This window comes from Streptomyces sp. NPDC091280, from assembly GCF_044768565.1.
Lineage (GTDB): Bacteria > Actinomycetota > Actinomycetes > Streptomycetales > Streptomycetaceae > Streptomyces.
On record NZ_JBIVUZ010000024.1, the window covers coordinates 43,546 to 62,897 of the forward strand.

Here is a 19,352-nt window from a genome sequence, read left to right on the forward strand (position 1 = left end):
TCACCGCCGGGTGCGGTGCGGCGACGAGTCGCCCACCGCCACGGAGTCGGCGGACGGCGTGATCGCGCGCAGATCCTCCACGTTCCGCAGCTCGGTCCGCGCGAACCCCTCGGACATGGTCCGAATGCCGTCGACGGTGCTGTCGAGCACGCCGGCCACGCCGGTGATGCCCTCGCTGAGCTGCCGCTTGGGCTCGGCGTACTGCTCCAGGAACTGCCGTCCGCTCTCGTCGTCGCCCCAGCACGCGCCGAGGGCCTCCAGGCGGCCGTCCAGCTTGTCGGCGATGGACTTCATCCGCCCGGCCAGCTCCTGTACCTGCGGGGCGGCCCGGCCGAGGCGTTCGGTGTCGACGGAGAAGGTGCCTTCACTCATGGGAGTCTCCCTGGAAGCCGTGGTCCACGTAGTCGCGTACGGAGTCGGGCATGGCCGGGTCCTCGGGCAGGACGGCGGCCGGGTCGACCCGCCCCTGGAGCAGGTCGGGCACGGTGACCCCGGGCGGCAGCCGGTCGGCGAGCACCCCGGCGACGCCCTCCAGCGCCTCGGTCCTGGCCTGACGGAGCGTGGTGAGCAGGACGTCGGCCAGCTCCTTGGGTGCCATGCGGCGGTAGGCACCGGTGGGGAACTCGATGGCGGTGACCTCGCCCTGGGCGCCGACGGTGATCTTCACCGTCTGCCGGGGGGCGGTCACGGTCGACGTCGTCCCGTTGATCCGCCGCCGGGTCTCGGCGGCCTCCTCGCGCTGGCGGCGGTACTGCTCCAGCAGGTCCTCGATCTGCTGGTCGTACGGACCGGGCATGTGAACTCGTCTCCTTTCAGGCGGTGTTCGGCGGGTGCGCGGGCCGGTCAGAGGGAGGCGGCGGAGTCGCCGGGTACGGTGCCCCAGGTGCTCTCCGACTGGACCAGCAGGTCCGCGGCACCCCGGGCGGCGGGTTCCTCCTCCGGTTCCTCCTCGGGCAGCTCGGGTTCCTCGGGCTCGGGGCCGCCGTCGCCGCAGCCCACCGGCACGACCGCTCGGGCATCCGGGCCGGCCGACGCCCCGCCGCCGGTGCGATCGGGCCGCCAGGTACCGCGCGGCTCGCCGGAGACACCCGGCTCGGCCACCGCGCTCTCCGGCTCCCGCTCACGTTCCGCGCCCACTGCCCACAGCAGAGGTACGAACGCGCCCGCGCCGGCCTCCCACGCCGAGAAGTCCTCCTCGCCGTCGTCGACCGGCGGCTGCGGGGCAACGGCGGCCGGAGCGACGGCGGGCAACGGCAGCCCGTCGGACCCGACCGCGACCGGTGCCTGGGCGTCGGCCGATGCCTCTTCCTCCGGCGTCCGCTCCCCCGCGCCTTCGCCGGACCGGGCGTTCGCGCGGCCCGGCGCGGTGCCCGCGGCGGGCCCGGTCGCGCCGAATCCGGGCAGGTAGGGCGCGCCGGGCAGGACTCCCGTAAGGGAACCGGCCTCGTCGTCACCGCTCTCCTCGTCGCCCGCCCAGGGCTCGGTGCTCGGGTCCAGCAGCCCGGAGGCGTCGGTCCGTTCGTTCGTGCCGTCCCGGCCCGCGCCGGGGGCGCCCGTACCACCCATGCCCGGCAGATACGGCAGCCCCGCCGTGCCCAGGCCCTCGCCCCCGGCCGCCGCGCCGAGTTCCGAGCCGACCTCGTCGCCGCCGGGGATCTCCTCGCCGTCCCAGGGGTCGGCACTGGCGTCGAGCAGCCCGGAGGCGTCGGTCGGCTCGGCCGTCTGGCCGGCGCCGCCGGACCCGGTTCCGCCCATCCCCGGCATGTACGGCATCCCGGAGGACGTCGCGAGCTGTGCGGGCGTGAGCGAGCCGGCGGACAGGCCGTCGTCGAGGCCGCTGCCCAGAGCGCCGGTGAGGCCGTCGCCGATGCCGTCGCCGAGCCCGGTGTCGCCGAAGGCGGCCGGGTCGGCCGTCGACAGACCGCCGAGGGAACTCTCCCCTTCGGTCCCCAGACCGCTGCCGCCGAGGCCGGCCAGGCTGCCGAGGGCGGGGAAGGAAAGGGGGTTGAGGGCACCGTCGAGGGCCGCCGGGTCCAGGGTGCCGAGGCCGTCGAGGCCGAGGTCGCCGAGTCCCGTGCCGTCGAGGCCGGACGTGTCGAGACCGGTGTCGCCGGGGTAGGGGGTCGGATCGCCGGACGTGTCGAGGCCGGCGAGATCCCCGACGTCGCCGATGCCGTCTCCCGTGCCGGTCCCGGTGTCCAGGCCGGTGTCGGGAAAGCCGGACAGGTCCGACAGGCTGCCGGTGTCGCCGAGGCCGTCGCCGATCCCGCTGTCCGACCCGTTGAGGTCCGGGTCGTCGACCCCGGCGTTCGGGTCGGGAAGGCCGGTGTCGTTCCCCGACCCGTCCGGGTTGTCCGTGGGCGAGGTCACCGGAGTCGGATTCACGATCGCGTCGGACGTGACCTGGTAGGAGTGCGCCAGGCTTTTCAGCACGGCGCGCATGTCCTCGGTCATCATCGCCACGAGCTTGGGTCGCTGGCTGATCGGGATCAGCCCGTCGGACATCGGGGTGACGCCGTCCAGGACAGCCTGGTGGGCGTACCAGACGTCGATCTCCGCGAGCTTGTTCTGCGCGCTCTGGAAGGCGATGGCGTTGTTGGCGAGCTGGTGCGGGATGGAGTGGTCACCGGTCGAACCCCCGGACAGGACCGTGGCGTTGGCCTTCACCTGCCGGGAGAAGTTCGTCATCATGTCGAGGAAGGAGTCGGCCGCGCTGCCACCCCATGGTCCGTTGTCGCCGGCGAGCGCCTTGGCCTGGTCGACCAGGCTCTTCGTGACGCCCTCCAGGACCCGCTGGACGTGGAAGAAGGCGTTGGCGGCGTCGAGCAGCGACTGCGGGTTGGCGATGGCCCGGGCGTGGGCCACGTTCGCGTCGGACCCGACGCCTGAGGACATGCCGTAGACGGCCGCCTTGATCTGCTTCCAGTCCCAGTTGTCGTAGTCCGTGACGCTTCCGTTGGACGAGCTGTCGGGATTGCCGAAGATCGTCCCGTCGTCGCCCTGGTGGAAGCCGCCGCTGTTGTAGTCCGGCACTTTCGCCCTCCTGTGGAGCCGCCGCTCCGCTGTCCGCCGAGCCCGCGCCTAGGCGGTCGTGGTGTTCGAACCGGTGTTGTTGTTCGTGTTTCCCGAACCCGTGTTGCCGGTACCGGTGTTGGACGTCATGCCGGTGCCGCCGTTCGACGTCATCATCGTGTTGAAGTCGGCGGTGGTGGTCGTGAGGGCGTCCGCCAGGTCCTGGGACGTCATGTGGTTGGCGTCCTCGGTGGTGGCGTAGTTCCGGCTCAGCGTCCGCACCCCGTCCCGCAGGTCCGTCAGGCCGCTGACCAGGGCCGAGAGGGCGGCGCCGTAACTCTTCTTCAGACCGCCGTCGGCGTTCGGGCCGTTGACCGTCGAGCGCATGACGTTGGCGTGGTAGAAGGCGCCCGGCGCGACCGCGACGTCGCTCAGTCCGGTGGCCACGTCCCGCACCGGCTGGATCAGCAGGTCGATGTTGGAGGCGAACAGGTCCAGCGACGGCGTGCTGATCGAGGTTCCGTTGTGGCCGTCGCCGCCGGGTACCGGCGGGGGCACGAAGGGGTGCAGGTCGCTGAGGATCCCCGGGACGTGCAGGACGTCCGTGCCGCCGTGGTAGTGGGGGTCCCCGCTCGAACCACCGCTGTTGTCGCCGCCCCCGTAGTCGTTGTTGTTGACGTTCGGGTCACTGCTGTGGTCGCTGTCGGCGGTCTCGTTCGCCATGTCACTGCTCCCAGAGGCTCACGCCGTGCCGCTCACCCGCGTAGTACGACTCGTTGATGTGGCCCAGGGAGTTGGTCGCGTTCTGCGACTGGGTGACCATGTCCGCGGCGGCGGCGTCCCACTTGGCCTTGGCCACGTCGTAGGTGGCGCGGGCGTCGCTGGTCCACTCGCTCAGGTGCACCTTGGCGCTGTCGTCCAGGTCGGTCAGCGCGGCCTGGATCTTCCCGCTGATCGCGGTCATCTCACCGACCACGTACTCGATCTGGTTCATGTTGACGGTGTAGGTGGGCATGGGTCGCTCCTCGTGTGCGGGGTGGTCGGGGTCCTGGCGGGTCAGAAACCGGGCAGCGGGGTCGTCATGCTCTTGTGGAGCTGGGTGGCCGTGTCCGAAGTGGCCTGGTGCGTGGTGTCGTAACTGCCGGTGTTGGCCTGGAGCTTCTGGAGCATCAGTTCCAGCTGCTGCTTGACGGTTCCGAAGTCCGTGAGCCAGGTGTCCATGGCGCCCTGGAAGGTGCTGGCGGCGTCACCGGTCCAACTGCTGCGCAGCGTGTCGATCTGGCTCTGCATCTGCGTGTACGTGGCGTTGACCTCGTCCAGGGCGGTCTGGAAGCTGCCCTGGGCGATCCTCATGCCCGAGGTGTCCACCGATGTGTTCGTGTTGCCGGCCATGCTGTTCCTCTCGTGAGCGGTCTCGTCGCGGTCCTCGTCCGTGATGGTGGTCCGAGGCGGCGCCCGCGAGGGCCCGGAAACCGGACTCCCTGCCCCACCGGCCGTGATTCTCTGTCCCTACGACCCGCGCGGACCCGGCCCAGGGCGCCCGCCGTCGAGGTCACCGGGTCACCGACCGCTGGTCGGGCGGGCACGGGACGTCCTGTCCCTACGACGCCTCACCCCACCGTCGAAGCGCTCACCAGAGGCAGTTCACCGACGAGGTCGCCGAGGACCAGTACCGGGGCACCCGCACGCACGGCGATCCGGTCCGCCAGCCGGTGCGCGCCGTACGCGCCGTCGGCCGGGTCCTGTGCGGCGAGAGCCGTGAGGACGTCGTCAGGCACCTCGAAGCCCAGGGCCGTCAGCCGCCGCCGGGTCAGCTCGGCGAGATGGGCGCCCGTCCAGTCGGGCAGCCGCAGGTACTCGGCGAACGCCCCGGCCAAGTCGGTGCGGGCGCGCAGCAGTTCACTCAGGCGCGGGGCGCTGCCCGAGAGCACGAGGACGGCGTCGTACGGGTCTCGCGCCGCCGTCCGCGCGGCCAACGCGTCGACGACCGCGTCGCGTTCGCCACTGGGGCGGGACACGAAAGCCGGGTCGGCCTCCAGCAGCAGCAGACCACCGGCCGCGCGGCGGAACACGTCGGCCAGGAACATGCCTGGCTGTGCCGCCCAGCGGGCCGGGACCCCGGAGAGCGGGATCCGGGTGAGCGCGCCGGACGGAAGGATGCCGAGTTCCCCCAGAGCCCTTCCGTACGCGGTGGCCACGGCCCGGCGCCCGCTGCCGCGGGCGCCCTCCAGGACGACATCGGCGAGACCCGCGGTGCCCTGACCGAGGCTGACCAGGGTGTCCAGTCGCGCGGCCAGCGCCTCCGTGACGGGGGCGAGACCGACGAGGGCCGCGAGGTGACGGGCGGGGACGGGAACGGATCCCAGGGCGCCGCCGAGGCTGTCGCTCCCGGTCGCCGGAGCAAGAGCGGGAGCAGGAGCAGGAGACCGTGCCGGTTCCGGTGTCGCGGTGGGCGGTGCGGGGGTGGGCGGTGCGGGGGTGTTCGTCGGTTCGGCGGAGGGGCTGGAGGACGTCGGCCGGGGTGCCGGGGAGACATCGGCGGCAATCAGCAGGCTCAGTTCGCTGTCGTGGCTCGGTTGCTGGACCGCCAGACGGGACGCCTGGGCGCCGATCATCGACTCGAAGACCTGGCGGGCGACCCGGCCGTTGCCGAACGTGGGGCCCTTGGGGACGGTCTCGAAGTAGCGGGACAGCGCGTCCAGGGCGTCGTCGGACAGTTCGTAGTAGTGCTTCGCGCACAACCCCCGCACGATGGTGACCAGTTCCTCGGGCGAGTAGTTGGGGAACTCGACCGTACGGGCGAACCGGGACGCCATGCCGGGGTTGGAGGCGAGGAACCGGTCCATGTGCTCGGAGTAGCCGGCCGCGATGACGACGATCTCGTCGCGATGGTCCTCCATCAGCTTCATCAGCGTCTCGACGGCCTCCTGGCCGAAGTCCGGCCCCGTGCCCCGTGACTGGTTGGTCAGGGTGTACGCCTCGTCGATGAAGAGCACACCACCCAGCGCCCGGTTGAAGACCTCCGTGGTCTTGATCGCGGTCCCGCCGATGATCTGGGCGACCAGATCGGCGCGCGCGACCTCGACGATGTGCCCCTGGCCGAGGATGCCGAGTTCGGCGAGGACCGCGCCGTACAGCCGGGCCACGGTCGTCTTGCCGGTGCCCGGTGGTCCCGCGAACACGAGGTGGCGGCTCATCGGCGGCATCGGCAGGCCCATCTCGGTGCGCCGCTTGGTCATCTTGTTCAGGTTGATCAGCCCGGTGACCTCCAGCTTGACGCTCTCCAGACCGACCAGCGCGTCGAGTTCGACCAACGGCCCGGTCCCGGTCCCGCTGCCGGGAGCGGCACCAGCACCAGTCGCCGCTACGGCCTCGGTCTCTTCCCCGGCCGGCGCCCCGCCCCCGTTCCCCCTCCCGTCCTTCCTCGGGGCCTCGTCCGCCGGACGGTCACCGGCGTTGTCCTGGATCACGCAGTTGCCGAGATCCGTGCGGGCGTCGGCGTGACTGTTGACGCCCTGGCCCCGCGCGCCGGTCATCCGGCACCCGACGGCGGTGAACGAAGCACCGGCGAGGACTCGCACCGCGTCGCCCGGCGAACCGGTGAACTCGGTGTCGTGAGCGGTCAGTTCCGCGTCCTCACCGACGACCGCACCGCACTCGCGCAGCACGGAGCCGGCCACGAAGCCGCTCGCCGACCCGGCCAGCTCGAGCCCCGCCGTCCGCCGACCGCCGCCCACCGCGATCCCGGCCTCGCGCAGGGTCACCCGGGCGCCGCCCTGGACCTGGACCCCGGCGCCCTCGGTGCCGGTGACGGAGAGCCGCTCCAGCTCGGCCGTACCGGAGTCGGCGACCCGCACGGCGACGCTCGTGGCGCCCTTGACGACCAGCCCCGTGGCCGTGACCGTGGTTGCCGCGCCGGTGACGTGGAGCCCGACCGGGGTGTCGGTGACCGCGCAGTCCTCCAAACGGGGCCGTGCACCGCCGGTGACCTGGATGCCGCTGCGGGCCGCGCCGGTGACCGCGCAGCCGCGCAGGTGCGGCGTGGCGCCGTCGGCGATGTGCACGGACTGCCCGCCCGAACCGGAGAAGGCGCAGTCGGTGAGGCTGGTCTCGCCCCTGCTGGTCAGGTACGCGTCCAGTGCGGTACTGCCCGTCACCGTGACCCGGAGCAGGGCGGCGCGCGCCTCCTGCTCCACGGCGACGGCGGGTTTGCCGCTGCCGGTGATCCGGGTGGCCTCGACGGTGGCCGAGGCGTTGCCGTTGACGCAGACTCCGTTGCCCCGGGGGCGGTCGAGACGGCAGTCCCGTACGTCGAGACGGCCGTGCTCGGCGACCACGACCGCCGAGGATCCGGCCTCGGTGACCTCGGTGTCGGCCAGCACGCTGGCGCCGCGCGAGGTGACCACGACCCCCGCGCCGTGCGGGTTGGTGACCCGGCAGCCGCGGGCGGCCAGTGTGCCCTCGTGCCAGACCAGTACCGCCGTCCACGCCTGGCCCTCGATCCGGCAACCGTCCAGCGCCGACTGCCCGCGCCGCAGGTCGAGGACCGGGGCGTCCCGGTCGGCACCCGACAGGACGAGCCCGGACAGCTGGACCGCCTCGGCGTCCACCACGACCGCGCTCCCGGCCGACGCGTGCACCTGGACCGTCCCGGCACCGCCCTGTGCCGCCAGGGTCACGGGCCGGACGACGGTCAGCGACTCCTCGTACCGGCCCGGGTCGATCGTGATCAGCGCGCCGTCGGCGGCCTCGGCCAGCGCCTGGGCGATCGTAAGGTGGGCCCCCGGACGGTCCGGGGAGACGGACAGGACCTGTCTGCTCACGGCTTGGCTCCTTCTCCGCGGACCGAACCGCGGGCGACGATCAGTCCGGGCGGGTCGGCGCTCGCGGCGGCGGCATCGGTGCCGGTCCGCTCCAGTGCGTCGAGGATCTTCTCCAGCCCCTTGACCGCGATGTCGTCGAGCTTGGTGGGCACATCGCCCTGTCCGCCCGGTGGTCCGTCCCGGCCTTCCTGGGCGGTCTCCGACGGCGACACCTCGCGCATCAGCACGGCGGAGCCCTCCGCGCGCAGCACCTTGAAGGCGGTGCCCGGCAGGAACAGCACCCGGTCGGGGACGGACGGGTCCAGCGAACTGGTCCGCCGGGCGGTCATCGACCAGATCAGCACGTCGGTGGCGCCGCTGCCGGTCGGACCCGGGTGCAGCGTCGTACGGGCGTGGCAGAACGCCCACTCGGTGGCGAGCCGGCCCTCGCGGTACCAGTCGCGCTCGGCCTCTCCGAGCCGGGTCCGCAGCAGGGCCGGGCCCCGGTACGACGGCAGCCGCCGCAGCCCCGCCGTCACACAGCGCGCCAGCGGCACGTGCGGTCCCGCCGTGGCCTCGCGCACGGCCGCGTCGGCCTGGCGGCTGCCACCGGACAAGTACAGGCGTACGGCGACCAGTTCGGTCAGCGCGTCCGCCACCTCGGTACGGGACCGGCCGCGCAGACCCGGTGACTCCGACATCACCCGCGAGACCGAACCGGCCAGGGCGTTGTACTGCTCGCTGAACGTCCGGCGCATCCACTCCCGTTCCTGAGCGATCCCCCGCTCCGGCGGCACCGCGCAGGCCGCGCCCCGTGGCACGGGCTGCACCCGGACGCCCGGTCCACCGGCGGCGGAAGGGCTGCCGATGTCCGAGCCTGCGGCAGGGGCGTCCGGCTCCGCGGGAGTGCCCATGTCGCCGAGGTCCGGGATCTCCGGCTCGGGCGCACCGGACTCCAGCCGGAACCGGGGAGCGACAGGGGGAGCCAGCCGCCGCACGGGGGCGGGAGCAGGGTCGGGTTCGGTCGCGGAGTCGGGCTCCGGGATCGCTGCGGAGTCCGATGCGGGAGCGGGCGTCGGTCCGGTCGGTGAGGCCGCTCGCGGTGTCGGGGCCGGGGACTCGTTCGGCGTGGCGCGGCGGCTGTTGCGGATCGTGGGGGCTTCTTCGAGGTCTGCCGCGCCGCTGGTGGCGGGCTCCGGGGCGGGGAGCGGGTGGGTGTCGTCGTTGCGGACGGTGGGCGCCTCCGAGAGGTCCGTGGCGCCTGTGCCGTCTAACGTGGTCGGGGCCTCGGGGAGATCCGTCGCGTCGGTACCCCGCACCACAGGCGCGGGGGCGGCGGTGTCCGGTGCCGAGGGGCTCCGCGACGCCGTGCCGGACGTCGCGCCTTCGGGCGCCGGTGTCCCGACGCCGGACTCCGTGCGGATGGGCGGCGGGGGCGGTGGCGCGGTGGACGCGCCGGAGGCGACCGGCGTGGTCGGAGCGTCCGGGACGGCGCCGTGCGGCGGCGCCGGGTCTGCCCCGGCGGTACCCGATACGGCGGGCCCTGAGGGCAGGTAGGTGGTCTCGGCCGGGACCGGTCGGCGGTCCGGCTCGGCGTAGGGCAGGCCGTCGTAGAGCGTGACCGGGTGGTTCAGGGTGTCGGCGAGGGTCTGGGCCGCTGGATGGTCTGCGGGGGTGTCGAGGGTGCCGTGGAGGACGAAGCGCACCGCGGGGCGCGCGCCGGGGAGCACGGTGTTCCAGAAGTGGGCCACGTCGTCGACGGGCAGCGGTGGGGTGCCTGGGCTGCCGAGGACGAGCAGGAGGTGGTTCGGATCGGTGGGGACGGCCTCGACCGCGCCGTGGTGCGCTGTCAGTGGGTCGCGGTCGGTGTGGCGCAACCACACACCCGCCGGTACGGGCTGGGCGACGACCTGCGTGCCGGCCGGGGCGGTGCGGGCCGGCGCGGTGAACTCCCAATGGGGTTTGGGGTAGCGCTGTGCCTCGGGCTCGGGGTCACGGCCCGGCCGGAACCGCAGCCACGCGGCGCCGTCGTCGCCCGGTACGAACAGTCCGCCGGTGAGGGTCGGGACGAGGTCGCCGTCAGGAGCGAGCACCTCGCGTCCGAGCCGTTCGGAGAGGAGTCGGCAGGCGGTACGGATGTCGTCGCCGGTGCCCCGGCCGAAGACCAGGCGCGGGCTGCCGTACCGGGTGGACGACAGCAGCCGGGCCACCGCCTCCCATTCCGTGGCGAGGGCGTCGGCGGGCAGGTCCACCACGACGAGGGTGTGGTGCGGGTCCGGGACGATGCCCGCGGCGAACGCGGCGGCCCGGTCGTCGTATCGGCCCTTGGGATGGATGAGCAGGGCGTCGCCCACGGGTGTCGAGCGAAGACGGAGCCGGGACATCGGGTTCAGCCCTTCGCGGCGGCGGCGCGGCTGAGCACCGGGCCGTCCGGGACGAGGGCGAGGACGTCCGCGGGCAGTGCGAGCCGGCGCTTGGTGTCGCCGAACCCGAGGGCCCGCTCGGCGTCGGTGTCGGCGATCCGGTACTTGCGTCCCTGCTCGGTGATCAGGTACTCGGTCCGCCCGGTGTCGGGAACGGCCAGCACACCGCCGCCGGCGGGCAGGACGATGCCTCCGGCGCCGGCGGTGCCCACACTGATCCGGGCCCGGCCGTCGGCCTGTGCCGTCACGCAGACGGTGCCGCCTTCCAGCGGGTGGACTCCGCTCAGGTCGGGCACCCGGCCGGTCGCGGTGTGGTCCCCCGAGACGGGGGCGACCGCGATGTCGGCCTGTCCGACCTGGCGCGCCGCCGGGGCGCCGGGGCGGGCGGCGAGCAGGGCGTATTCGGTGGCGTTGACGAGGGCGAGCCCGTCGGACCGCATGACGTAGTAGTGCTCGGTGCCGCCCGTGCTGGTGCGGAAGACCTGGCCGACCTCGGTGCTCTGTCCGGCGACCTCGCCGGCCGTCTTCCCGGCGCCGGCCGGTACCGGCGCGGCGAGTGCGGCACCGCTGGGGACCGCGGCGAGCCAGTCGGCCGTGGCGGGGCGGGCCGCCTCGTCGTCGAGGCCGAGGGCGATCAGCGAGGGGCCGCCGGGGAGCGGGTACTTGACGCCGCGCCACAGGACGTACCGGGTGCCCTTGGGGCCGCTGAGCAGCACCTGCCGGTCGGCGGGGAGCGCGGTGAGCGCCGCGGCGGAGTCGCCGAAGACGAGGGTCTGGCCGGTGTCGGAGGGGGTGTTACTGGCGGTCTGCCCGCCCGTCGTCCCGGTAGAGCTCGCCGTCTGTCCCGGCAGGCAGCGCGCCCACGGGCCGGTCACCAGCGCGGACGCGTCCGGCACGGTGTCCGGCGCGCCCTGGATGCCGACGGAGGTGCCGTGCGCGACCCCGGCGAGGGACTTGGCGGACACGCTCTCGGGCGCGGTCCGCTCCCCCGCGATGAGCAGCGCGGAGGCGTAGTTGCGGACGGGGCGCAGCTCGCCGTCGGCGTAGACGTAGCGGGTGCCGGTGTCCTCCTCCAGGACGATCGCCCCGTCCTTGCGCCAGTCGTCCTTGGCGACGGGCGAGATCAGGCCGTACACCCCGTAGCCGGCGCACAGCAGCACCACCAGGCCCGCTCCGAAGACCGAGCCGAGGGCGGACCGCCGGGTCGGGCTGTCGCCCCGGCCCGGGTCCCCGCTGACGAGGGCGGAGGCGAGGCGCCCCATGGCGAACTGGTAGGCCTGTACATGATCGCGTCGTGTCTGCACGGGTGCCGCTCCTAGCTCGCGAGGCCGCGGAAGTAGGCGTAGGCGTGCAGCACTTGGAGCAGCAGCGGCAGCAGGGCGATCGCCGTGACGGTCTCCAGGAGGTCGCCGAGGTGCCCCCACACCGGCAGCAGCCGGGCGCGCGGGAGCCGCCAGGCTCCGACGAGCAGCAGCAGTGCGGCGGCCAGCAGCAGCGCGAGGACGGCGGCCCGGCCGCCGGGGCCGGTGGGCGCGACCCGGACGATGAGTACGAGCCCGAGGCCGTAGGCGCCGGCCAGCACGGCGGGGACCCGCTGGAGGGTGCCGTTGGTGCCGCGCGCGCGGAGCAGGACGGCGAGGCTGAGGCAGAGCGGAAGGAGCCAGCCGGCCCAGCCGTGTTCGCGGTCGGCGAGCAGCCAGAGGGCGACCGCCCACACCAGCGCGGAGGAGATGCCGATGGTGTCGAGGCAGGCGGTGGCCACGGCGACCCGGCCGGCCACCCTGTCGCCGGGCTCGGGCTCGATGTCGAGCTGGAGTTCCTCGGCGTCGTGCGGGAGTTGGGGCACGCGCAGTCGGGCGGTGCGCAGGGCGAGCCGGGGGGCGAGATGTCCCAGGACGAACAGGCACACCGCGACCACCGAGGCGGCCTGCACGCCGTGCAGGCCGGCGGTCTCGGCGAGGGCGGCCCCCGCTGCGGCGGCGACCGCCGTGAGCAGGACGGTTCCGGGTACGACGAGGGGCAGCGCGCCCAGCGCGAGCAGTGCGCCGGCCAGGGCGACCACGCACCCGGCGGCCACCAGGACCCCTGTCGTGCCGGGGGCGAACCCGCCGGTCGGGCCCTCGCGCAGGGTCGTCCCGGCCAGTGCGGCGGACCCGAACGCGCCGACGCCGGCGACCAGGACGGCTCCCCGGTCGGCGTGCATACGGGCGGCGCTCGCGCAGCCGGCGGCCAGCACCAGCGCGACGGTGCCGGCGGTGGCGGCGGTGAGCGGGCCGGGACCCGCGCCGAGCAGCGCGGCGGCGAGGGCGGCCAGGGCCAGGCAGGACAGGGCGAGACCGAGGTTCCGGGTGAGTTCGGGGCGCCAGCGGCCGGGTCCGGCGCCGACGGTGTGGGCGACGCCGTCGGAGACGTCGTCGAAGTGCAGGGCGGGCAGCGCCGCGTCGGCCGGGCGCAGGTGCAGGACGTCGCCGTCGCGCAGGCCCGCGCTCTCGGGGGTCGCCTCCGGATCGAGGGGGTCGTCACCGAGGCGTTGCAGGGTCCAGGGGGTGCCCTGGGCGTCGGGGCCGACGGCGGTGTGGCGCAGCAGCACCGGCAGGAGGGCGGAGACCGGGGTGGTGACCGGGACGGCGAGGTCGGCCCGGCCGTCCGGTGCCTCCACGGTGAGGCGGCAGACCTCGGCGGTCCGGACGGGCAGGGGTGCGACGGTGGTCATCGTGCTCCTGTGGGGTGGGGGGCCGCCGACACCAGGCCGGTCTGGACGAGCTGGACGGTCCGGCGGGTGACGAGCTGGGCGCGGCCCGCGGGCAGGGTGCGGGGCTTGGCCTCGCCGATGAACTTGCCCTCCTCCTTGGGGTAGGAGAACAGCAGCGCGGGGTTGCCCAGCTCCCACATACGGCGGATCAGCGGGTCCATGACGGACCGCATGGCGCCGGAGGTGGAACGGGCGACGACCAGGTGCAGTCCGATGTGGGCGCCCTGGGCGAGGAGCGGCACCAGGGGCAGCATCGGTGAGGGGGTGCCGGGCGCGCCGGAGAAGAGGTCGTAGTCGTCGACCAGGACGAACAGCAGCGGTCCGGTCCACCAGTCCCGCTTCTCCAGCTGCTCCGGGGAGACGTCGGTGCCGGGCTGTCGTTTGGCCACGGACACGGCGGCGCTGTCGGCGAGCCTGCCGAGCGCGTCGTTGTCGACGACGTAGCCGACCCGGTACTCCTCGGGGACGTCCTTGAGGAGTCCGCGGCCGGGGTCGGCCAGCAGGATCCTGGCCTCCTCCGGGCGGTAGCGGGCGGTGATGGCGCGGATGGCGAGGCGCAGCGCGTTGGTCTTGCCGGTCTCGCCGTCGCCGTAGACCAGCAGGTGCGGGGTGGTGCCGAAGTCGTGCCAGACGGGGGCGAGCCGCTGTTCGTCCCAGCCGAGGCAGAACCTGAGGTCGCGGGTGTCGGCGGGGTCGGGCAGCCGGCGGGCGTCCAGCCGCGTCGGCAGCAGGCGTACGCCGGGTGCCCTGGGGCCGGTCCAGAAGGTGTCGATCTCGGCGACCGCGGCCTTGGTGGCGGCCGTGAGGTCGTCGGTGCGCGAGGAGCTGTCGAGCCGGGGCAGTGCGGACAGGAAGTGGTGTCCGGAGCTGGTCAGGCCGCGCCCGGGCCGGTGCGGGACACCGGCCGCCGCGCGGGAGCCGACCTCGGACTCCATCGAGTCGCCGAGCCGCAGTTCGAGCTTGGTGCCGAGCATGTCCCGCAGCCGGGGCCGTATTTCGGACCAGCGCACCGCGGAGGCGACCACGTGCAGGCCGAACGACAGTCCGCGCGCGGCGAGTTCCATGATGCGCTGTTCCAGGTCCTCGTAGTCCTGACGGAGCGTGGCCCAGCCGTCGACCACCAGGAACACGTCGCCGAAGGGGTCGGCGATCGTGCCGTCCGCGCGCAGCGCCCGGTAGGCGGACATGGACTCCAGACCGCGGGCGGCGAACAACTGCTCGCGCTGTTCGAGGAGTTGGGTCAGTTCCTCGACCGTGCGCAGGACCCGGTCGCGTTCGAGCCGGGTGGCCACCGAGCCGACATGGGGCAGTCCGGCGGTGGAGACCAGCCCGCCGCCGCCGAAGTCCAGGCAGTAGAACTGGACTTCGCCGGGCGTGTGGGTCAGGGCCAGCGACAGCATCAGGGTGCGCAGCAGGGTGGACTTGCCGGTCTGGGGCGCGCCCACCAGGCCGATGTGTCCGTCGGCGCCCGACAGATCGGCGGTCAGCAGTTCCCGCAGCTGTTCGAACGGGCGGTCCACCAGGCCCAACGGGACGCGCAGCGCCCCCTGGACCCGGAGGTCGGCGGCGCTCATGCCACGGTCCGGGTCGGGCACGATGCCGGGCAGCAGCTGGTCCAGGCCGGGCGACTCGGCCAGCGGGGCGAGCCAGACCTGCCGGGCGGGCGGACCGCTGTCCTCCAGCCGTCCGACGAAGACGTCCAGCAGGCTGCCCTCGCCTGCGTCCGGCTCTTCGCCGGTCTCCGCGCCCGGGTCGCGCAGGCTCTCCTCGGCGAGCGAGACCAGCCGGGCGGCCTCCGCGGCCTCGTGGGCCTCGGCGGGCGGCCCGTGCCGCTCCAGTCCGAACGCGGTCACCTCGCGTACGACGCCCTGTCGCCCGGAGGTCTCCTCGGGGCCGGGTGCCGCGGGCGCCGGGCCGGAGACGTAGGCCGCCTTGAACCGGACCAGGTTGGTGGTGTCGACCTTGAGGTAGCCGTTGCCGGGGGCGGAGGGCAGTTCGTAGGCGCTGGAGGTGCCGATCACGCTGCGCGACTCCATCGAGGAGAAGGTGCGCAGGGCGAGCCGGTAGGACAGATGGCCCTCGACCCGGTGGATACGGGACTCGTCCAACCGCTGCGAGGCCAGCAGCAGATGGACGCCCAGGCTGCGCCCGAGCCGCCCGATGGAGACGAACAGCTCCACGAACTCCGGTTTGCTGGCGAGGAGTTCGGAGAACTCGTCGACGATCACCAGCAGCGAGGGCAGCGGGGCCAGGGTGCTCGCTCCGGCGGCGCGGGCCTTCTCGTACTCGAAGAGCGAGGCGTGGCCCGCCTCCCTCAACAGTTCCTGACGGCGGATCATCTCGCCGTTGATGGAGTCCCGCATACGGTCGACGAGGGGGAGTTCGTCGGCGAGGTTGGTGATGACGGCGGAGGTGTGCGGGAGGCGGTCCATGTTGAGGAAGGTGGCACCGCCCTTGAAGTCCACCAAGACCAGGTTGAGGATCTCGGAGGAGTGGGTGGCGGCCAGGCCCGTGACGAGCGTGCGCAGCAATTCGCTCTTGCCGGAGCCGGTGGCGCCGATCAGCAGCCCGTGCGGGCCCATTCCGCCCTGCGCCGACTCCTTGAGGTCGAGTTCGACGATCTCGCCGTCCTCGGTGACGCCGATCGGCACCTTGAGGCGGGCATCCTGGGCCAGCCTCGGACGCCACTTGGCCGCGACGTCGAAGGCGCGTACGTCACGGATGCCGAGCATGGTGGCCAGGTCGAAGTCGGACTCCAGGGGCCGGTCCACCAGGTCGACACCACCGCCGGTGCGCATCGGGGCGAGCGTGCGGGCCAGTTGCTCGGCCTCGACGGGGCCGAGCCGGTCGGCCCGGCCGCTGACGTGCTCGGTGCCGCTGGGGAAGCCGACCAGTCCGTCGCGGACCGTGAGGCGCAGCACCTTGGGTCCGCCGGGCATCGCGCCGGTCAGATCGAGCAGCACCACCCCGCGTATTCCGGCGCCCAACAGCCGCGAGGAGGGCGGGAGTTGTATGCCCTGGGCGACGACCACCGTGAAGGGCTCGGCGACGCTGGGCGCGGAGGCGATGTCGTGGTCGGGGCGGTCGCGGACGTCGGGTCCGAGCAGATCGAGGAGTTCGTCGTGGTCGCCGGCGGCCAGCCGCACCGCGCCGGCCGCGTCCTCCTGCGTCGGGTGGGCGTTGTGCGGCAGCCACTTGAGCCAGTCCCAGTCGCGGCGCGCGGCCTCGTCACCGAGGACCGCCACGCGCAGCTCGTCCGGGGAGTGGAAGACCGCCAACTGCCCCAGTACCGCGCGGGCGAGCGCCACCGCCTCCGTGGTCTCGCCGGTGAACTCGACGCTGGTGAAACGCTGGAGCGAGACCGGTACCGGCAGCAGGGGCACGGTCTGGTGCGCCTTGGTGAAACGGCGGAGCGAGATCGCGCACAGCGGCTCCAGGTCCTCCACCGGTTTGGTCTGCGGCGGCAGGAACTCCAGCGCGGCGCGGCGGGTCGCGAGACCGATACGGACCCGGCCGAAGTCCTCGTGTCCGGGCCTGCGTTCCCACAGGCGGGGGCCGGCCGCGAGCGCCCACAGGTCGGCCGCCTCCGGGTTGTCCCAGAGCAGCGCGGCCCTCTGTTCGTCGGCCGCCCGCCGGGCCTGTACGCGCTTCTGGGCGAGGTAGCGCAGGTAGTCCCGGCGTTCGGCGCGCATCCGGCGGCGGCGGTCCGCACCGGGCCTGCCGATCTGGGTCAGCGTCATGCTGATCATGGCGACGCCCATCATCCCGGTCATCATGTACATGGACGTACCGCCGCTGCCGACCGAGTACATCAGCACCATGGCCCCCGCGCCCAGGCCCATCGGCAGGTACGTCATCACCGAGCCGAAGTCCGCGGTGGCCGGTTCGCCGAGCACCGGGGGCTCGGCGAGTTCCACCTGGCCCTCCGGCATCGAGGGGCCTTCGGCACGCGGCGAGCGCTTGGCGACGACGGTGCTCAACGTGCTCTCTTCTCTGTTTCTTCAGGCCCTCCCGCGACGGGATACACCGACTGGATCCGCGCGGGCAGAGGACGGGATCCTCGACCGGATCCGCGCGTGGAGAGTAGGCAGAAGGCCGCTCGCGCCCCTGTCGTGCGGGCCGATGTCCGCCCACGCGGGCAGCGAAACCTGACCGGAGGGGCAGCGTCGCCAAGTACACGCCAAGTCGACCTTAAGGCCGTCCGGTGATGATCATCGCCCGCCCTTCCCGGGCGACGGTCCACACCCGGAAGGAACGCAGCAACGTTGGGGACGATCTCGATCGCAGTCCTTGCCAGTGACCCGATCACCGGTGAGGGGGCCGTCTGGTGCCTGCGCAGGTATCCGGAGCTGACGGTACTGCCGCAGGAAGAACACCGGCACGCGGACGTGGCGCTCCTGATCACGCCCGACGTCACCGAGGACACCATGCTCCTGATGGAGTCGGTGACCGAGCGCTCCGCCAACCCCGGCATGGGGATCGTGCTGATCACCGGACGGATAGGTGAGGCCCACCTGCTGCGGGCGGTGCGGTACGGCCTGCGCGGGGTGATGTGGCGTCAGGACACCACGTACGACAAGGTCGTGGAGTCCGTGCGCGCGGTGGCCGAGGGCGGGGCCGCCCTGCCGCTCCCGGTCCAGGGGCAGCTCGTCGACCACATCAAGGCGGTCCAGCGGGACGTACTGGGGCCGCTGGGGCTGACCGCGTCCGGCCTGGAGACCCGGGAGGTCGATGTACTGCGGCTGCTGGCCGAGGGGTTGGAGACGACGGAGATCGCCCAGAAGCTGAACTACTCCGAGCGCACCATCAAAAGCATCGTCAGCGTCATGATGAACCGCTTGGGCCTGCGCAACCGCACCCACGCGGTCGCCTACGCCCTGCGCTCGGGGACCCTGTAGCCGGTGGTGTGCCGCACGGAGACGTGCGGAGCCTCTCGCTCGCACCTGCCCCCAGGGGAAGCGTTTCCGGTCCTGCGGGGCAGAACCCGCGCCGCCCGGCGGGCGCTTCCGGCGGGCGACCCTAGAGTCGCCCGCCGGGGACGATCGGGTACGGAGACGGGCAGGAAGACATGGAGCACACAGCGGGGCGGCCGGAGTCACCGGAGGAGCCGGCCCTCTGGGAACGTCCGCTGCCGTGGCTTCGGGAGACCGAGCCCACGTCGGCGTCCGGGAGCCGGCCCGCGGCGGAACCCGTGCCGCCCTCCGGGGACGAGTCCGCGCCGCCCTCCGGGGACGGATCCGCGCCGGACGACGAGAGCGCGCCCGACCGCGCAACGGCGCCCGCACCCGCGCCGAGTACCGTCACCGGGCCCGGCACCGACGAGCGGTCCGCCACCCTTGGCGCGCTGTTCCGGCCACGCCCGGCACGGTCGCACCACCCTACGCCCGACGCGGCACCGGCAGCCGCCACCGCCACCACACCCGCACCCGCACCCGCACCCGCACCCGCACCCGCACCCGCAAGCCAGGAACCCCTCGGCGCGCCCGGAGCGCTGTTCCGGCCCCGGACCGCGGGTCCGGGCGACTCCGACGCGCGGGGCGAGGCGGGCGCGGGGGATGCGCGGCCGGAGCGTGGCGCCCGGGTCGTCGGCGTCGCGGTCGCCGGTTGCGCTCTGCTGGTTCTCGGCATCGGCAGCGCCGCGTTCATGGCGTTGCCGGGCCACGACGACTCCGGTCCGCAGGCCACGGCCCTCGGGGACGGCGCCGTCCCCCAGCTCACGGCGGGCGACGCGGAGGGTCCGACCGGCTCCCCGTCGGGCAGCGGCCGGGCGGCCCACCCCACGAAGGGATCGAAGGCCGACACGGACAAGGGCCCGCACAGCGAGGGCAGTTCATCCCCCGTCACGGACACCGCCCAACCAGACAAGGCGTCCGGCACCAAGGCCCCCCAGACCACCAGTACCGGCACCGGCACCGGCAGCACGACGGCGACGAAGACTCCGACGCCGAAGCCGGCCGCCGCCGTTGCCGGTACCGCGATCGTCGGCTACGGGTCCTCGAAGTGCATCGAGGTGAGCGCCCACGCGAGTGTGGACGGCTCCCCGTTGCGGCTGTGGGGATGCGGCAGCGGCGCCTGGCAGAAATGGGTCTTCAAGTCCGACGGCAGTGTGCGGTCCATGGGCCTGTGCCTGGACATCGCGAACGCCTCGCAGTCCGACGGCGCGGCCATCCAACTGGCGACCTGCAACGGCGGCTGGGCCCAGCGCTTCAACCTCAACAGCTCCCACGACCTGGTCAACACCGTGATCGGCAAGTGCGTGGACGCCAAGGACGAGGGCACCGGCAACGGCACCCGGCTCCAGTTGTGGACCTGCGGCGGGACGTCCAACCAGAAGTGGCACCTGGCCTGATCCCGGCCGCCGTC

General features: G+C 73.5%; 13 protein-coding genes. 2 read left to right on the plus strand and 11 right to left on the minus strand.

The window, feature by feature from the left end:
- The 11 genes from ACIQPR_RS46380 to eccCa form a co-directional block, all read right to left on the minus strand.
- Positions 1 to 372, minus strand: coding sequence for a WXG100 family type VII secretion target (locus ACIQPR_RS46380; RefSeq protein ID WP_403662916.1), 372 nt, complete (start codon positions 370 to 372; stop codon positions 1 to 3).
- Positions 365 to 796 (minus strand): YbaB/EbfC family nucleoid-associated protein, encoded by a 432-nt coding sequence (locus tag ACIQPR_RS46385; RefSeq protein ID WP_403662919.1) that lies wholly within the window; start codon positions 794 to 796, stop codon positions 365 to 367. The genes ACIQPR_RS46380 and ACIQPR_RS46385 overlap by 8 nt, the downstream gene beginning before the upstream one ends.
- 47 nt (positions 797 to 843) lie before the next feature.
- Positions 844 to 3,033: a WXG100 family type VII secretion target gene (locus tag ACIQPR_RS46390; protein WP_403662922.1), complete on the minus strand. Its 2,190-nt coding sequence runs from the start codon at positions 3,031 to 3,033 to the stop codon at positions 844 to 846.
- 48 nt (positions 3,034 to 3,081) lie between these two features.
- Positions 3,082 to 3,735: a hypothetical protein gene (locus ACIQPR_RS46395; protein WP_403662925.1), complete on the minus strand. Its 654-nt coding sequence runs from the start codon at positions 3,733 to 3,735 to the stop codon at positions 3,082 to 3,084.
- Between the two features lies 1 nt (position 3,736).
- The gene (locus ACIQPR_RS46400; protein ID WP_266779154.1) at positions 3,737 to 4,027 is read right to left on the minus strand and encodes a WXG100 family type VII secretion target; all 291 of its coding nucleotides are present in this window, start codon (positions 4,025 to 4,027) and stop codon (positions 3,737 to 3,739) included.
- 41 nt (positions 4,028 to 4,068) lie between these two features.
- Entirely contained in the window at positions 4,069 to 4,404 is a 336-nt protein-coding gene (locus ACIQPR_RS46405; protein ID WP_403662928.1) for a WXG100 family type VII secretion target, read from the minus strand.
- A gap of 218 nt (positions 4,405 to 4,622) precedes the next feature.
- Entirely contained in the window at positions 4,623 to 7,835 is a 3,213-nt protein-coding gene (locus tag ACIQPR_RS46410; RefSeq protein WP_403662931.1) for a right-handed parallel beta-helix repeat-containing protein, read from the minus strand.
- Positions 7,832 to 10,198, minus strand: a complete 2,367-nt coding sequence (locus tag ACIQPR_RS46415) for a hypothetical protein (protein ID WP_403662934.1) — start codon at positions 10,196 to 10,198, stop codon at positions 7,832 to 7,834. Before ACIQPR_RS46415 ends, ACIQPR_RS46410 begins: the two co-directional genes overlap by 4 nt.
- A 5-nt stretch (positions 10,199 to 10,203) precedes the next feature.
- Complete coding sequence (gene eccB, locus ACIQPR_RS46420; protein ID WP_403662937.1) at positions 10,204 to 11,541, minus strand: type VII secretion protein EccB; 1,338 nt, start codon at positions 11,539 to 11,541, stop codon at positions 10,204 to 10,206.
- An 11-nt stretch (positions 11,542 to 11,552) separates the two neighbouring features.
- Positions 11,553 to 12,950: a type VII secretion integral membrane protein EccD gene (gene eccD / locus ACIQPR_RS46425; RefSeq protein WP_403662940.1), complete on the minus strand. Its 1,398-nt coding sequence runs from the start codon at positions 12,948 to 12,950 to the stop codon at positions 11,553 to 11,555.
- Positions 12,947 to 16,969 (minus strand): type VII secretion protein EccCa, encoded by a 4,023-nt coding sequence (gene eccCa / locus ACIQPR_RS46430; RefSeq protein WP_403662943.1) that lies wholly within the window; start codon positions 16,967 to 16,969, stop codon positions 12,947 to 12,949. The genes eccD and eccCa overlap by 4 nt, the downstream gene beginning before the upstream one ends.
- A gap of 285 nt (positions 16,970 to 17,254) precedes the next feature.
- On the opposite strand from eccCa, the gene ACIQPR_RS46435 reads away from it, so the two are divergent.
- Both ACIQPR_RS46435 and ACIQPR_RS46440 read left to right on the plus strand, forming a co-directional pair.
- Positions 17,255 to 17,887, plus strand: a complete 633-nt coding sequence (locus tag ACIQPR_RS46435) for a response regulator transcription factor (RefSeq protein ID WP_403662946.1) — start codon at positions 17,255 to 17,257, stop codon at positions 17,885 to 17,887.
- 170 nt (positions 17,888 to 18,057) lie between these two features.
- Positions 18,058 to 19,338, plus strand: a complete 1,281-nt coding sequence (locus tag ACIQPR_RS46440) for a ricin-type beta-trefoil lectin domain protein (RefSeq protein WP_403662949.1) — start codon at positions 18,058 to 18,060, stop codon at positions 19,336 to 19,338.
- Positions 19,339 to 19,352 lie beyond the last annotated feature (14 nt).

What these genes read in the sequence shown, in the direction of transcription:
- ACIQPR_RS46380 (WP_403662916.1), bottom strand. Translation starts at nt 372, where the DNA reads ATGAGTGAAGGCACCTTCTCCGTCGACACCGAACGCCTCGGCCGGGCC.
- ACIQPR_RS46385 (WP_403662919.1), bottom strand. Translation starts at nt 796, where the DNA reads ATGCCCGGTCCGTACGACCAGCAGATCGAGGACCTGCTGGAGCAGTAC.
- ACIQPR_RS46395 (WP_403662925.1), bottom strand. Translation starts at nt 3,735, where the DNA reads ATGGCGAACGAGACCGCCGACAGCGACCACAGCAGTGACCCGAACGTC.
- ACIQPR_RS46400 (WP_266779154.1), bottom strand. Translation starts at nt 4,027, where the DNA reads ATGCCCACCTACACCGTCAACATGAACCAGATCGAGTACGTGGTCGGT.
- ACIQPR_RS46405 (WP_403662928.1), bottom strand. Translation starts at nt 4,404, where the DNA reads ATGGCCGGCAACACGAACACATCGGTGGACACCTCGGGCATGAGGATC.
- ACIQPR_RS46415 (WP_403662934.1), bottom strand. Translation starts at nt 10,198, where the DNA reads ATGTCCCGGCTCCGTCTTCGCTCGACACCCGTGGGCGACGCCCTGCTC.
- eccD (WP_403662940.1), bottom strand. Translation starts at nt 12,950, where the DNA reads ATGACCACCGTCGCACCCCTGCCCGTCCGGACCGCCGAGGTCTGCCGC.
- ACIQPR_RS46440 (WP_403662949.1), top strand. Translation starts at nt 18,058, where the DNA reads ATGGAGCACACAGCGGGGCGGCCGGAGTCACCGGAGGAGCCGGCCCTC.